Below are 15555 nucleotides of genomic sequence, written 5' to 3'. Positions count from 1 at the left end.
AGGCCACCACGCGCATGACGACGCTGACGATCACCACCGGGGCGCAGACCGATACCGGTCGACGCCGCACGATGAACGAGGACTCGCTCCTCGCCGCATACCCGGTGTTCATCGTCGCCGACGGCATGGGCGGCCACGACGCCGGCGATCGCGCGAGCGCCGCGGTCATCGATGCGTTCCGGCCCCTCGTAGGGGTCGATGATCTCGCACCCCACGATGTCATGGCGGCGGTCCAGCGCGCCCACCACAGTGTCGCGACGATCGCCGACGCTCTCCCCAACGGAGCCGGGTCAACGCTCACAGGGATCGTCGTCGTCACCCAGAATGAGAACCGCTGGTGGCTGGTGCTGAACATCGGCGATTCGCGTGTGTACCGGCTGATCGGCAACACGCTCCAACAGGTGACGGTCGACCACTCGGTCGCGCAGGAACTCGTCGACGGGGGCAAGCTCCGCCGCGAGGATATGGCGACCTACAGCGGCCGCAACGTCATCACTCGGGCCGTGGGAGCCCCCGACAGTGAGGCCGAGTACTGGTTGCTGCCCATCGTCACGGGCGAGCGGCTGCTGATCTGCTCCGACGGGCTGACCGGCGAGCTCCCCGACGAGAGTTTGCGCGCCGGTCTCGCTCTCGGTGGCAGCACCCAGCAGACGGCGACCACTCTGGTGATGCAGGCGGTCGAGCGCGGCGGGCGCGACAACGTGACGGCGATCGTGGTGGACGTCGTCGCCGGCGGCGCGAGCCCCGACTCCGACGACGTCACTGGCGGCATCGGCGCAACCAGCGCAGTTGTCGCCGATCTGCTCCCCGACGAGGACACAGTCCCCTCGAGCAAGCAGCGGGCGCGCGGATGACAGGCTGGACGTACATGCGGGGCGATCATCCCGCGATCATCCAGGGATCGACCTGCGTCGCATTCGGCGGTGTTCACGGCGAGGACCGCGCCCGCGCGGTGCTCCCCATGATGACGGCAGACACGTCCCTCGAGGATCTGCTGGATATCGTGCTCCAGACTGGGATCGGCGCGCTACCGGACTTCTTCGTCGGCAGGGTAGAAGACGGCACGCTGACGGCGATGCTGCGCGGCGCGGCGGTCCTCACAATCGAGGATGATCGGTGGCGCCGCTCCACGGTTGACGGCCTCGGCGCACGGACGTGGCGCGAAGTGGCGTTCGACGGCGTCACACGCCTGGCCGTCTGTTTCGACAGGCAGCTGGTCCGCGCGGATCTGCGCGCGATCCCGGACGACGAGCGCACGGCCCGGCCGGGCGCCCTGGCGATCAGCGAGATCGTCTTTCGCCGGCCGGATGCCCCGCTGCGGCTCATGACGGTCACGGGCGCAGCGCGGGGAGGGCTCAGCGCCGAGACCGAGGACTTCCCCGCGCACCTCTTCGACGACGGATCCAGCGCATCCTCCCCGACTGAGCAACCTGCGACCGTGGCGCAGCACAGCGCTGCACCGGCGCCAACCTCCGCTGGCGACCCCGAGCCGACCTCTCCACCGCAATCGCAAGAGGAGGCCGAGACCGACCGCTACCGGTTCGACGATCTCTTCGGGTCCACGAGATTCTTCGGCGTCGAGGCAGCCGCGGTTCGCGCAGAAGAGGTGGAGGACGAGGTCGCATCCTCGCCCGCCGCCATTCTCCCGACCCCGTCTTCCACTGCTAGAGGACACGCGATGTCACCCGCAGCGTCGGACGAGATGTCGGCCGAGGTGTCGGGCCTTGTCTGCGCGACCGGCCACCCGAACCCACCCACGCGGGCGACCTGCGTCGTGTGCGCGATCCCGCTGACGGGAGCCCAGCCGGCGCGTACGAGTCGACCTCAGGGGATGCTGCGCCTCCCGGACGGACGCCGCCTTCCCATCGACGCGCAGATGATCATCGGCCGCAGCCCCCGCGCAGAGCGGTCGGATAGTCGCACTCTTCCGACCTTGGTGAAGATCGAAGGCGCCTCGACCGACGTCTCGCGCAACCACGCGCGCATCGGTGTGGAGGGGTGGAACGTCGTCATCGAGGATCTGGGGTCCACCAACGGGACGGTGATCCTTGCGACGGATGGAACGATCCGGCGCCTGCGCGGCGGCGAGACCGCACTGCTGACCGCTGGAGTCGTGGTGGATCTGGGAGGCGTGCGCATCCACGTGGAGGATGTGCCGTGATGCCGGGCTACGGCGGGGTGGACATCCCGGGGCTGACGTTCGAGCGGCACCTGGGTGCCGGCGCGTTCGCAGACGTACTGCTCTTCCAGCAGGAGTTCCCCCGTCGCCGGGTCGCTGTCAAGGTCATGCGCGAAGCGGTCACCGATCCCCGCACGCAGGCCTCGTTCGAGAGCGAGGCGAATCTGCTTGCAACCGTGTCCACCCACCCCTCGATCGTCACGGTGTATCACGCAGCGATCACGACGACCGGCCGCCCGTATCTGGTAATGGAGTACTGCTCGCGCCCGGGGCTGGCCGAACGCATCCGCGACCGGCCGCTGAGCGTCCCGGAGATGCTGCAGACGATGATCCGTCTGTCTGGCGCGGTCGAGACTGCACACCGCCACGGCATCCTGCACCGCGATCTCAAGCCCGCCAACGTCCTGACCACCGACTACGGGTGGCCCGCCCTCGGAGACTTCGGCATCTCTGTCGTGGCGGGGCACCCGACCAACAGCGGCGGCGCGATGTCGCTGCCGTGGGCGGCCCCCGAGGTCGTCGGGGGGCACTCCTTCGAGCCGACAGCTGATGTGTACGGGCTGGCGGCCACGGCCTACACGCTCCTCGCCGGCGCCTCGCCGTTCGAGCTCACCGGAGCGCGTGACGTTCCCGCCCTCATGTCGCACATCATGTCCACTCCCGCGCCGAGAATCCCCCGCGACGATGTTCCCGAGGCGGTTCAGCAGCTTCTGGGGATCGCGCTGGCCAAGCATCCGACCGAACGCCCACAATCGGCCTCGGAGTTCGCGCGCGGACTCCAGCGCATCGAGCAGGACATGGGACTTCCGACGACGCACCTCGACATCCCGAGCGCGCAGGACATGCCTGACGACAGCGCCGAGCTCACCCGGCTCTCTCCGCGCGAGACGGCGGTTGTCGCGGGCGCCGTCGCACCGTCCCCTACGCCTCCGGTGGACGACCGGACCGCTATCGCCGGGGCGCGGACAACGATTTCTGACCCCGAGCGCGCCGAGCCCACCGAGCCCACCGAGCCCACCGAGCCCACCGAGCCCACCGAGCCCACCGAGCCCACGATCGCACGCCCGCGGACGCCGGCGGTGCCGGACGAGGCAACGACGATCGCGCCACCACGGGCGCTCCCCGAGCCGATCGATGACCGCACGGCGATTGCCCCCGCGCGCGAACCCGACACCGAGCGCACGGCACTCGCGTCACCACGGACGTCCGATCCGGATCGCACTGCGCTTGCCGGGCGGCGCGCCGACCCCGCCGATCAGACGATCCTCCGCTCCCCCGCCAGTCCGGCTGCTCCGCAAGCTCAGGCGTGGACGCCGCCTCCGGGAGCGCGAATCGCCTACGACCCTGGCGCGGAGTCCGCTGCCCGGACTACGTATAGCATCCGGGAGTCGCTACCGACACCGGCGATCACCCGTCGCGCTGCGCCCGCGCCGCAGGTCGCCCCGACGGGGGGCTCCGCGGCCGCACGCCGTGCCCGTCGGCGGCGGACGACATGGCGACTGATCGTCATCGGCGCCGGAGCGCTGCTCGTCCTGTCCGCCGCCGCCGTCGCTGTGGCACTGCTGCTGGGCGCGGGCTGATGAAGGCGAGAAGCAGGGTGGAGCAGAGGACGCCTCTAGGGGGACGAGACGATGGATGACGACACGACAGCGTCGACGCTGACGATCGACTTCTGCGGCGAGCGCCACGCCTGCACGCCAGGGAGGACCTTCAGCGTCGGCCGCGATGCCGATCTCTGCATCGACGACAACCGCTACCTGCACAGGCGACTGCTGGAATTCGAGTGGGCGTCCGGGATGTGGTGGATGACGAACTGCGGCCAGTCGATCACCGTCGGGGTGGCAACGGCGGACGGCACCTACCAGGCAATGCTGGGTCCGGCCGGCCGCATGCCACTCGTGTCATCGCCGCTGAGCGTCGTGTTCAGCGCGGGCCCGTTCACGTACGAACTCGGGGTCATCCTTGACGGCTCCTCGGCAAATCCGGCGCCGGATGCCGCCTTGCCGGTCTCCACCGTTGCCGACACCGCACTGTCGGCAACGCTCGGCGCCACCACCTTCACCCCGAGCCAGCGGCTGCTGATCATCGCGCTATGCGAACCGATGCTTCGCGACGGGATGGCAGGCGCAAGCCGCATTCCCTCGTCCGCCGAAGCCGCAGAGCGTCTCGGGTGGCCGATCACGACCTTCAACCGCAAACTCGATAACGTCTGCGACAAACTCGACCGCGACGGCGTCCCAGGTCTGCGTGGCGGGGTCGGGAAGCTCGCCCGCAACCGCAAGTCACGCCTGGTCGAACACGCGATCATGGCACGGCTGGTGACACCGACAGACCTGGCACTGTTGGATGCCGGTCAGCCGAGGGATTTCCCACAGACGGCTAGTGGCGGGAGCACGCGATGAGAACGAAGTTGACACTGATCCGCCCGGACGCCACCTACACCGACCTGACCATATTCGTCGACGCGGGCGCACACGTGGCAGACGTCGCTGACGCAATCGCCTCCCGAGACCCGCAGCACTCGACCCTTGGCCCGCAGACGATCACGGTCAACAGAAGCGGAACGTGGAACGCCATCGATCCCACGATGCCCTTTCAAGATGCGGGCATTATCTCGGGATCTCACATCAGCCTGATCGACGCCGGCTCAGAACCCGCACGTCTTGCGATGGCGGCCGGGCAACCGACCGCTCGGTTCCGGGCATCAGGCGGCACAGACGACGCGCGAGTATTCACCGTCACCGGTCGAACGACCTCGATCGGTCGCGGTGAGGCAAACGGCATCGCTCTGACAGACCCATCGGTCTCAAAGTCCCACGCCGTCATCGACATCCTCGATGACGCCGTCACGATCATCGATCAGCAATCGGCAAACGGTCTTGTCATCGACGGAGGCATGCTCTCGCGCGCGACGTTGCGGCCGGGTTGGAGCGTCGCGCTCGGCGACGTGACGCTCACACTCATCGACGTCGTCGGCGTGCCCGGACGCACCCCGCGCGAACCAGCGTCGATTCCGTTCAACCGGTCACCACGCGTCGAGGCACGGTTTCCGGGAACGGAGTTCCCCTCCCCGGAGCCACCCATCGAGCAGGACCGCCAGCCGTTCCCCTGGCTCATCATGATCGCGCCGCTCATCATGGGTGCCGTCTTGTTCTCGATCACGCAGTCGCCGCTATCGATTGCTTTCGTCGCGCTCTCCCCGGTCCTGATGCTCGCAAACTGGTTGACCACTCGTGGAACACGGCGCCGACGCATGCGCGACCAGATCCGCCGATTCGGTGCACAGATGGAATCTCTTCGCACCAAACTCGCCACGTCGCTCACTCTCGAGCACCAGATCCGCCTCAAAGAGGCCCCCTCGACTGACGAGGTCGTCGCCGCGGCCCTCGGCCGGACCGAACTGCTGTGGACACGCCGACCGGAGCACTGGTCGTTTCTAAACGTTCGGATCGGAACGGGGACCCTCGCCAGCCGATCACGCATCGCCGACATACCCGGTCAGGAACGCGCGCTACCCGAGTACGTGGACGAGCTCCGTTCCCTGGCCGACGAATTCGCACTCGTACCCGCAGTTCCTGTGTTCGAGAACCTGCACGACTCCGGCAGCATTGGTGTCGCGGGACCACTCGGAGCCGCGGAGGAAGCCGCTGCCGCCCTGATCACTCAGCTCACCGGACTCCACTCCCCGGATGAGCTGGTCGTCTCGGCAATCGTCGGTCCAAGTACGGGGAACTCCTTCGAGTGGATGCGATGGCTTCCCCACACATCCTCGCCTAGCAGCCCGCTCAACGCTATCCCGCATCTGACCGACAGCGAATCGAGTACGCGTGTTCTCATCGCCGCGCTCGAAGAGCTCGTCGATGCACGTGCACCGGAGTCCAAGCGGGACCCGTACTCCAGGCGCGCCATGGCAGTGTCGGACTCCGCGGTTGCGCGCGCGGCACAGGTCGGCGAGGATGACTCGGCCGCGCTACCACCGTCGATACCCCTACCTGCGATCGTTGTGTTGATCGCGCACGATTGCATCGTGGACCGTGGCCGTCTCGTCCAGTTGATGGAGCGTGCACCGGATGCGGGTGTCTACGGGATCTGGCTCGAAGCCTCGTCGGCTCAGTTGCCAGCGGTGTGTCGCACGTTTCTCGAGTTCTCCACCATCGGGTCCCTCGACGCGCGAATCGGCCACGTGCGCCAGGGAGAGCAGTTCACCCCTGTCCAACCCGAGCGGATCGACCATGAACGGTGCGCAGCATTCGCGCGTTCGCTCGCGCCCGTCACGGATGCTGGCGCCTACTCAGCCGAGGAGTCCGACGTTCCGAGGTCGGTGTCTCTCGTAACCCTTCTGGACTCAGAGCTACTCACGTCCACCGCCGCAGTGATCGACCGCTGGGCGCAGAATGAGTCGCTGATCGATCGCTCGGCAGCGCCCTCCGGTCGCCATCGTCCTGGCAGGCTGCGTGCAATCATCGGGCAAGGCGGGACGGATGCCATGCACCTCGATCTCAGGGTCCAGGGTCCTCACGCACTCGTGGGTGGGACCACCGGATCCGGAAAGAGCGAGTTCCTGCAGACGTGGGTGCTCGCCATGGCTGCCGAGTACAGCCCCGATCGCGTGACCTTTCTCTTCGTCGATTACAAGGGCGGTTCAGCGTTCGCCGACTGTGTGTCCCTGCCGCACTCGGTCGGCCTTGTTACTGATCTCAGCCCGCATCTCGTCCGACGCGCTCTGACAAGTCTGCGCGCAGAACTGCACTATCGCGAGCACTTGTTCAACCGCAAGAAGGTCAAGGACATCCTCGAGATGGAGGGCCTTCGTGACCCCGAGACCCCGCCAGCGCTCGTCATCGTCATCGATGAGTTCGCGGCACTCGTAAGCGACGTTCCAGAGTTCGTGGACGGTGTGGTCGACATCGCCCAGCGAGGTCGTTCACTCGGCATCCATCTCATTCTCGCAACGCAACGCCCTGCCGGAGTGATCCGAGACAATCTGCGTGCGAACACGAACTTGCGCATCGCTTTGCGCATGGCCGACGAGGCAGATTCTGTCGATGTGCTCGGCACGCCAGCCGCAGCTCACTTCGACCCGAGTATTCCCGGCCGCGCGAGCGCGAAGACGGGCCCCGGACGGCTCACGCCCTTTCAGGCCGCCTACGCGGGAGGGTGGACAACCGGCGAGAAGCCCGCTCCGTCGATAGACGTGGCCGAGTTGCGCTTCGGCTCACCCGTGCTGTGGGAAGTGCCCGACACGGAAGACGCTCCACGCGTCTCCGACCCTGGCCCGACTGATCAGACGCGACTGGTACGTAGCATCGGCGAAGCGTTCATCGGCGCCCGCCTACCATCGCCCCGGCGTCCGTGGATGCCCGAGTTGGCGCAGATCTACGATCTGGCACGACTCCCCCAGCGAACGGACACAAAGCTGGTCCTCGGCGTGGCCGACCTCCCCCACCGCCAGGCTCAGGAGCCGGTCTCTTTCCTGCCGGACATCGACGGCCATCTCGCGATCTACGGCACGGGCGGCTCAGGAAAGTCCACAGCTCTACGCACGCTCGCGATCTCCGCAGGCATCACTCCAAGAGGCGGGATCGTCGATGTCTACGGTCTTGACTTCGGATCTGGCGGCCTACGCATGTTGGAACCGCTCCCCCATGTCGGCGCAGTGATCGCAGGTGACGACTCCGAGCGCGTTGTGCGCCTGTTCCGAATGCTCCAAGCGGAACTGACCCGGCGGGCAGCGCTCTTCGGCGAAGCACGCGCGTCGACGATCGACGACTATCGCGCATCCACGGGCAGCGAAGACCTCGCGCGAATCTTGCTCCTCGTCGATGGATTCCCTGCCTTCCGTGCCGAATACGAGGTGGGAGCGGGGCGCGCAGAGTGGTATGCCGCCTTCCTCCAGTTACTCTCGGATGGGCGGCCTTTCGGCATCCATATCGCACTGACTGCCGACCGTGCAGCGAGCGTGCCGTCAGCTGTGGGGGCGTCCATCTCTCGTCGGGTCGTACTCCGCCTGGCCGAGGAGACTGGATACACCCTTCTGAACGTGGAGGACGACATCCTTTCTCCGACCTCGCCGTCAGGCAGAGCGATCATCGACGGGTGGGAGACGCAGATCGCAGTGCTCGGAGGCTCTCGGAGCACGGTTGATCAGGTACGTGCGATCGCCGACCTCGGCGCGACGATCGCCGCGCGGCGACGACCCGCCGAGCAGGTGCGCGCCCTGCCGAGAAAGGTTCTGCTCTCGGAACTCCCGACAGCAGTGGAAGGAGAGCCGGTTCTCGGGATCTCGGATGAGACGCTCGAACCGGTAGGATTCGAGCCAGTTGGCGCAATGCTCATCGCCGGGGCGCCTTCGAGCGGTCGGACGAACGCGCTGCTTTCACTGGCCTCGGCACTGAGCCGAGCTCAGCCGGAGTCTGAACTGTACTTCATCGGCGGTAAAAGATCTCGGCTCGCTGGTCTGGCCCTCTGGACTCAGACAGCACTCGACATTGATGAAACGACCTCGCTTGCCAGAGAGCTCTCAGCTCGGGTCGGTGGCGAGCCTGTCCCGCACATCGCAGTCTTTGTTGAGGGGTTCTCAGACTTCCTCTCGACGCCCGCCGACGCAGCTCTCGTCGAACTCATCAAACTGATCAAGCGCTCCGACCACTTCTTCGTCGCCGAGGCAGAGACTGCGGGCTGGGGCTCCTCCTGGCCACTTCTCGGAGAAGTGAAATCCGCCCGACGCGGCATCATCCTCCAGCCCGACCCGATGGATGGCGACCAGATCATGCGCACGCCGTTCCCAAAGGTCTCTCGCGCGGAGTTCCCGCCCGGCCGCGGCTACCTCGTCCGGGGCGGACGAGTGACGCGGGTTCAGATGCCTTTGGTCGATGGGGAGGACTCCCCATCGACCAAAGGCGGAGGACGTCGCTAGCGTGAGGGACAGACACCGGGGACAGCAGCTTAGGGAGACGACGTGGCGGATCTGAGAATCGATCTCGACGGTCTGGAATCAGCGGACCTGCAACTCGGGCGAGTCGAGCGCGCCTTCGAGCACTCGGACTCGATCGCCGCCGGAGTCGCCGACCTCGTCGGGCACTCGGGGCTGGCAGGCAAGCTCAGCGAATTCTCCAACGCCTGGGACCTCCACCGCGACGACATGCTCACCGGTGTGCGGGCCGTCCGCAAGACGGTGAGGAAAGTTCACGATGAATTCGCGGCTGTGGACCGCGAGCTCGCGTCGAACTTGAACGGGGACGGCAGCTGACATGTCATGGATGAGCCCCATCCCGGGAGATCCCGCAGGCGTGAAGAACGCGGCAGCACGTTACCTGAGCACGGCCGACAGCATCGATGAGGCTGCCAGAGAACTGCTCCGTGTCGCCAACGAGATCCGAACCATCAGCCTGGCTGTCGACCAGGTACGCAGCCAGTCGGCCGAACTGGCCGGCGTGATCGAACGCGCCGAGACTCGCTACCGCGGGACAGGCGACGCACTGCACACCTACGCGGTGGCGCTACAGGAAGCACAGCGGAAGCACGATAGCGCGATGGCGAGCGCTCGAAGCGGCAGTTCCGATCTTGACAACGCCTCGTACTACCGCGACTACTACCGCGAGCTGGCGGAGACACCTGGTCCCGAACAGCTCGAGATGATCGAGAAGTATCGGCACTGGCGCGAAAAGGCAGAAAACGCTCAACACGACGTCGATGTCGCGCACCAGCAGGCGGCAGCCGCCTACGAGGAACGGGATTCCGCCGCGCTGGTTGCCATGAGCTCCATCGTCACGGCCATGGAGGCCTCGGGGCTCAACGACACTCTGTGGGACCATCTGGCCGCAGTCTGGGACGGAATAGTCGAATTCTGGGTGACCGTCGTAATCCCCGCGCTCGAAGCGATCGTCGCCTTCATCGACGAGTACGGCTGGATTCTCGACGTCCTGGCAACGATCTTTACGATCGCCGCAGTCTTCTTCCCGGCTCTCGCGGTCGTCTACGCGGCTCTGCGTCTCATCTCCCTCGCGGTCAACGCACTTGCATTCGTTGCGACGCTTGCCCTCACTTTGTCCGGGCGGAAGTCGCTGGGTGATCTCATCGGCGCGAGCATCGGCCTCGCTCTTGCATTCACGGGAACCATCGGGAAGGGCGCATTCGCCAACGGCTTGCGTAACGTGACCGCGGACTTTCGTTTCGTTACCAGCCCGGCGAGCTGGTCGACACTCGCGCAGCCGCAGCTTGCCTTCCGCACAGTGTTTCAGCTGGAGGGGCTGCACGCTGCGAGCGAGCTCGCGAGCAGCGGGGCTCGGAACGTGCTTACGCACGACACGATGCAGGCGATCATCGATTCGGCAGGGCGCGAAGCGCTCGCCGATGGCCTCAAGGACGCCGCTGGCGGGATCGTCCACGACTACGTTGTAACCAAGGCGATCGAGAACGTGAGTTCGGGGTGGACGGACATGATAGTGGGGGTGTTCGAGAATGTCTGAGACCGCATCACAACATGCCGATGACGTACTCGGCCTGTTCTGGCTGTCCGAACACTACACACCCGAAGCCTGGGCAACGGCGGTCATCGCGGATGAGTTCTCAGCGCAGTACCGCGGACCAAGAGAATCCTTGGAGTCGCTCGATCGGGCCGGCTCTGTTGACGTCGACAGAATCGTCGATGTCCTCGAGCCGATCATGGCGCGTTCCGTGGCCGAAGGGCGCACACTGGCCTCGATGGCGGAGGAAGAGCTGTGAACCTGCCACGTCCTTTCGTCTTCAGCCTGCCAGGAGAGTGGATTCAACTCGCGTCGATCCGCGACGTGAATCTGCTCTCGACCGGCGACTCGCATGTATCCCCCGCGAGACAGCGCAGGCTAAAACGTGAAGTCTCAGCCATGCAGGCCTGGGCTTCCGACACGGCCGCGGCGAGCGTCTGGCTGCAGGTTGTCGACGGTGGTGCGGTCGCGATCGCCGAACTCGCGCTTCGCCCCGCCTCGGCTCCCTCCGCTGCGGCACTCGTGGAGTCCCTTGCACTGAGCCAGCCTGTCGGGTATCGGCGTCAGCTCGTCTCGACGCGGAGCATTAACGTGGCTCCAGGCGTGAGCGTCGCTTACGGTCGGGAGATCATCGCGGGTCCGACGCCGCCTCATCGGCTCGTTGCCTGTTTCAGTGCGTGGCTTTTCGATGATTCGACGCCGGGCGAAGTCTGGAACATGCGAGTGTCTACGCCCCATCTGGACCGCGAAGAACAGATCGCCGAAGCTGGCCTCGCTTCCCTGGCCAGGCTCGCGGAAACCTACCTGGGGGTATCGTGACGACCACTCATGCCGGTGAGGACGTACTCACCTTCATTCTTCCCGGGTCTTGGCTGCGAATCCCGCTCGCGGAGCCGGACGCGCGCAAGGAAGCAATCTCACGCGCTGCCTTGGTCGCCTTTGGGCGCTCCGATGAACACGCCAGCCTCCGGCAAGCGTTTCGGCAAGAACTCACCCGAGCCGCGGTGGCCTCCGCAGATGCCGGAGCCTCCGGCTGGTACATAGCCTCGCAAATCATCGAAGGCGTCCCGCTGCCGGCGACTCTCACCGTCACACTCTCGGAGCCGATCATCGCGCTCTCGCGAAACAATGAGCGCAACCTCCTGCTGCTCCAGACGACAATGAGCCATTTCGAGAAGTCCGGATGGGTTGAAGATCCCTGGCACGACGAAATCGGCAGCTCGGTTGTGGCGCGTCGCGCCAAGACCACCGCGCCTACCTCCGAAGTCAGCGATCTCACGACACTGCCGACATCGCCGACCTATACGGTGATGTATTGGTTGACGGTGCCGCACGAGTCACGGATCGCGACCCTCGCCTTCGGAACAACGCAGCCCACGCTCCGATCAAGCCTACTTGAGCTGTTCGATGCGGTCGTGTCGAGCGTACGTTTCCCCCACTCCGAAACGCAGCCGGACACGCTCCCGCTCGACGGTGAGCGATAATCAAGGGATGACGGTCGCCTTCGACACGGGCAGGGCCCTCACTCTCGGAGAACGCCTCCTGCTGTTCAGCTTCCGACCCAACGGCGGAAAGGTAGCACGGCTCAAATGGGCAGGCGTTGCTGCTGCGATCGCGGGTGGCGCTATCGTCGATCTCGCCCTCCACGGGCTTGTCTCACCCAGTGGCGGTGGCCGCCTCGTGCCGAGATCTGCCACGCAGCACAACGGCAGGCAGGAAGTGCTCAAGGTGATCCAGCGCGACTCGCTACCTCGCGCGGACCGGGATCGGCCCGAACGGTGGATGCGGGACTGCACCCTCATCGCCCGATCAGTGGGACGAGGTCTCGCGGCGCAGGGCATCGGGCGAACGACATGGGCCGGTGGCTATCTTCCGCCCTCGTCTGCCACTGACGTGGCCGGCTGGGCAGCGGTGCGCGCAGCTCTGCTCGATGACATCCCGGCGGACAGCGAGACCGCACTGATCCTGTGGATATTGACGCTTGACGGACTGAACGCGGACTCCGTCTTTTCGAGAGATCCCCTCTCGCACGACGACCCCCACTGGTGGAAACGGGCGTATCGCGTTGCCGCGCCGACCTGGGAGTCCCTCGAGACTGCCGGCGCCGTTCGCGCCGCGTTGTCCGGCATCGCCCAGTACACGCGCTGGAGCCCAAGCCGCGCGTAAGCTCCGTGGGGAGTTCTCCCCATTGGAAGTTCCTCAGCCTCTGGATACTCTCGACTCACAACCCACGGGTGAGCATCATTCCGGGGGCGGAGTGATCGAAAGAATCGGAGACAGCAGTGGCCAACCTCAATGTCACATATGACGAAATGCGTCAGGCCGCGGGGCGCCTGCGCCAGGGCAAGGATGACATTCACAACACCCTCGGCGAGCTGAAGGCTCTCGTGGACAACCTCGTGAGCAGCGGGTACTCGACCGATCTGTCGAGCCCGGCGTTCCGCGACACCTACGACAGCTTCACCACCGGCACCAAGCAGGCGGTTGACGCTCTCGACGGACTCGCGCAGTACCTCGAAGTCGCTGCGCAGACCCTGGAGGAGACGGACTCTTCACTGGCCAACGCGATCAACAGCTGACAGCACCGCCCGACGACGTCTGACGGCGGGGTGGGGGCACTTCGCACCCCACCCCGCCGTCAGACCGTCCACTCGGGCAACAACCCGCAGTAGGTTCACGACACAATGACAATCGCCGATTCCGTCCCGGCGCAGCAGCGGATCGTACGATTCTCGCGCGTGCTGTGGGCGATCGGCATCCTCGCCATCACCGCCATCGTCACATCGACCACCTTCACGTACATGCTCGGCGACGCTATGCGCGTGAACACCTATGCATGGATGCAGACGGAACCGCGTGTGGCAGCAGAAACCGACGCGTCAATGTACGCAGGGAGCGGCGCGATGCTCGTCCCCCTGCCGGAGAGTCTGGTCTCCCGCAGTCCCCTCGTCGTCACTGCGGACGAAGAGGTCGACTATCTGCGCTTCTACGTCACCGGGCCATCGCCCGCGGCAGAACCCGGGGCGGCGCATGCCACCGGCTTTGTGGACGCCTACCGACGAACCACCGTGCTGATGATGGCTCCCGACTCGCTGCTGTGGACCGCGGGCCAGGGGAACTGGACATTGACCTTCGACCAGCTTGATCCGATACGCGTCGACGGTTCGTACAGCGGCAGCGGTTCGCAGTTCCTCATGTATGAGGGACCCGCCGCGAGCGCGACGGCGACCTCGGACGGCGACGGGACCTTCAATATCGAGGTCTTCAGCGACGAGGGCTACGAGTGGGTCGTGAACGACAGCGACTCCGTGCAGACCCGGTTCTCGTGGAATCCGAACCCTCGCATCGTCATGTCGGTACGCACCGAGCACTCGTCGACTCCGTGGACGATCGACTTCGACACACCAGCGGTCTCCAAGTAGGTCTCGTGACAGCTGTCCCTCCCCGTATCCGCACATACTCGGCAGTCCTCTGGATCGTCGGCGCGATCGTCATCGGGGCCATTGCGACGACCACCGTCGTTTCCGCGTTCTCCGGTCCGCCGCGATGGCTCACTGACTTCCCCTGGGAGCAGGATTCCCCGGCCATCGCCGCGCAGAACGGGTCGACCTGGTCCGCGCCGGGGAACGCGATGATCGTCCTCCCCGACGCACTCGCTACCGGCAGCGCCATCGAGGTGCGCCGCACGTCCGGGCAGGGTGAGCTCCTCTTTCTCGGGCAAAGCCCCTCCGCCGAGGCGGCACGCGAAGAGCTCCCGCAGAGTCTCGGCATCCTGGATGCTGTGAACACCGACACCGCGACGTTCGCATCTCCCGGTACCGTGCTGTGGGTGCGCACCGACGGCCCCTGGACCCTCGTCATCGAGCCGCTGCAGGCCGAGACGGTCGACAGCGCCGTCTCGGGCACGGGAACCCGCTACGTGCGCTACGACGGACCGTCGAACACAGCCGAGTTCCGCCACGAGGGCGATGGCACGATCACGGTCGAAGTACTCACCGCCGCCGAGCGGGAAGCGCCCGTCATCTCACTCGGCGTGATCGACCAGCAGCTGACCTGGTCCTCGTCACCGGAGGTCGTCTTCCATATCATCGCCGAACCCGGAGCCGTCTGGAGTCTCTCCATCGATGAGGGGACCCCCTGATGACCATCTTTGCCGCAGCCCCTGCCGGCCCCGCGGCAGCGCGCATCCGTGGCTACAGCATCGCCCTCTGGGCGGTCGGCGTCCTTGCCATCGGCGCCATCATCGGCCTCACCGCTTTCTCGGTCGCGCTCGCCCCCGGCGGCGACTCCGTCTACGCGTGGGAGTCAGACAACCCGCTCGCGGCCACCACGACGGACGGGGGAACGACCTGGGGCGCCGAGGACTCCGCCTATATCGAGGTTCCGGCATCCCTCGGCGACGCTCCCCTCGTCATCACGCTGACGGCGGGCGGTCCGTATGCGACGGTAGGCCTCAGCGCGCCGGGGGCGACGACGGCCGACGGCTACCCGCCACTGGTCGCGGTACTGACCATCGACAAGGACGGCGTTCCCGTGGCGAGCACGCCCGGCAGCCGGCTGTGGGTGACATCCGAGCTCTCCTCCGGCGCTGAGGGTCCCTGGACGGTCACGCTCACCCCACTCCCGGTCACCGACCTCGACGACGGAGAAACAGCAGGCTCCGGCAACGTTGACCTGCGCTACAGCGGCTCCGCGACGACCGCGACGCTCACGCAGACCGGGACCGGACTACTGGCCGTCGAGCTCATCACGCCGACCACGGAGCCCGAGGTTCTCACCGCGGTGGATGCATCCACACTCACGGTGGCGTGGTCACCGGGTGAGAGCGTGGTCCTGCGCATACGATCGGAGAGCACCACGGCATCCTGGACCGTCACGGTCGGCTCCGCTGCCGCCGGTGCCGGGGAGTAG

Annotated in this window: 15 protein-coding genes; all 15 read left to right on the top strand. The window is 66.2% G+C overall.

Annotation, left to right across the window (positions count from 1 at the left end):
* The first annotated feature begins 14 nt into the window (after positions 1 to 14).
* Complete coding sequence (locus AADH62_RS10110) at positions 15 to 854, top strand: PP2C family protein-serine/threonine phosphatase (protein ID WP_292725663.1); 840 nt, start codon at positions 15 to 17, stop codon at positions 852 to 854.
* A complete protein-coding gene (locus tag AADH62_RS10105; RefSeq protein WP_341579370.1) occupies positions 851 to 2161 on the top strand; it encodes an FHA domain-containing protein in 1311 nt (436 codons plus the stop codon). Before AADH62_RS10110 ends, AADH62_RS10105 begins: the two co-directional genes overlap by 4 nt.
* Positions 2161 to 3759, top strand: a complete 1599-nt coding sequence (locus AADH62_RS10100) for a serine/threonine-protein kinase (RefSeq protein ID WP_341579369.1) — start codon at positions 2161 to 2163, stop codon at positions 3757 to 3759. The genes AADH62_RS10105 and AADH62_RS10100 overlap by 1 nt, the downstream gene beginning before the upstream one ends.
* 51 nt (positions 3760 to 3810) lie before the next feature.
* Entirely contained in the window at positions 3811 to 4581 is a 771-nt protein-coding gene (locus AADH62_RS10095; RefSeq protein ID WP_341579368.1) for a hypothetical protein, read from the top strand.
* Positions 4578 to 9095: an FtsK/SpoIIIE domain-containing protein gene (locus AADH62_RS10090; protein ID WP_341579367.1), complete on the top strand. Its 4518-nt coding sequence runs from the start codon at positions 4578 to 4580 to the stop codon at positions 9093 to 9095. The genes AADH62_RS10095 and AADH62_RS10090 overlap by 4 nt, the downstream gene beginning before the upstream one ends.
* 42 nt (positions 9096 to 9137) lie before the next feature.
* Positions 9138 to 9428, top strand: coding sequence for a hypothetical protein (locus AADH62_RS10085; protein WP_341579366.1), 291 nt, complete (start codon positions 9138 to 9140; stop codon positions 9426 to 9428).
* 10 nt (positions 9429 to 9438) lie between these two features.
* Positions 9439 to 10647 (top strand): hypothetical protein, encoded by a 1209-nt coding sequence (locus AADH62_RS10080; RefSeq protein WP_300591549.1) that lies wholly within the window; start codon positions 9439 to 9441, stop codon positions 10645 to 10647.
* The gene (locus AADH62_RS10075) at positions 10640 to 10903 is read left to right on the top strand and encodes a hypothetical protein (RefSeq protein ID WP_341579365.1); all 264 of its coding nucleotides are present in this window, start codon (positions 10640 to 10642) and stop codon (positions 10901 to 10903) included. The genes AADH62_RS10080 and AADH62_RS10075 overlap by 8 nt, the downstream gene beginning before the upstream one ends.
* 140 nt (positions 10904 to 11043) lie before the next feature.
* Positions 11044 to 11463, top strand: coding sequence for a hypothetical protein (locus AADH62_RS10070; RefSeq protein ID WP_292725648.1), 420 nt, complete (start codon positions 11044 to 11046; stop codon positions 11461 to 11463).
* Positions 11460 to 12128: a hypothetical protein gene (locus AADH62_RS10065; RefSeq protein ID WP_341579364.1), complete on the top strand. Its 669-nt coding sequence runs from the start codon at positions 11460 to 11462 to the stop codon at positions 12126 to 12128. The genes AADH62_RS10070 and AADH62_RS10065 overlap by 4 nt, the downstream gene beginning before the upstream one ends.
* Positions 12129 to 12135: 7 nt before the next feature.
* A complete protein-coding gene (locus AADH62_RS10060) occupies positions 12136 to 12810 on the top strand; it encodes a GPP34 family phosphoprotein (RefSeq protein WP_300591547.1) in 675 nt (224 codons plus the stop codon).
* 116 nt (positions 12811 to 12926) lie between these two features.
* On the top strand, positions 12927 to 13223 hold the full coding sequence (locus AADH62_RS10055; protein WP_292725642.1) for a WXG100 family type VII secretion target: 297 nt from the start codon (positions 12927 to 12929) through the stop codon (positions 13221 to 13223).
* Between the two features lie 105 nt (positions 13224 to 13328).
* Complete coding sequence (locus AADH62_RS10050) at positions 13329 to 14066, top strand: hypothetical protein (RefSeq protein ID WP_341579363.1); 738 nt, start codon at positions 13329 to 13331, stop codon at positions 14064 to 14066.
* Positions 14067 to 14071: 5 nt separating this feature from the next.
* A complete protein-coding gene (locus AADH62_RS10045) occupies positions 14072 to 14785 on the top strand; it encodes a hypothetical protein (protein WP_341579362.1) in 714 nt (237 codons plus the stop codon).
* Entirely contained in the window at positions 14785 to 15555 is a 771-nt protein-coding gene (locus AADH62_RS10040) for a hypothetical protein (protein WP_341579361.1), read from the top strand. The genes AADH62_RS10045 and AADH62_RS10040 overlap by 1 nt, the downstream gene beginning before the upstream one ends.

Origin of the sequence: Microbacterium schleiferi (genome assembly GCF_038150145.1) — a bacterium.
In the GTDB taxonomy this organism is placed as follows: domain Bacteria; phylum Actinomycetota; class Actinomycetes; order Actinomycetales; family Microbacteriaceae; genus Microbacterium; species Microbacterium schleiferi_B.
The sequence above is the reverse complement of the archived record's forward strand: the minus strand, read 5'-3'. Positions and strand labels throughout refer to the sequence as shown.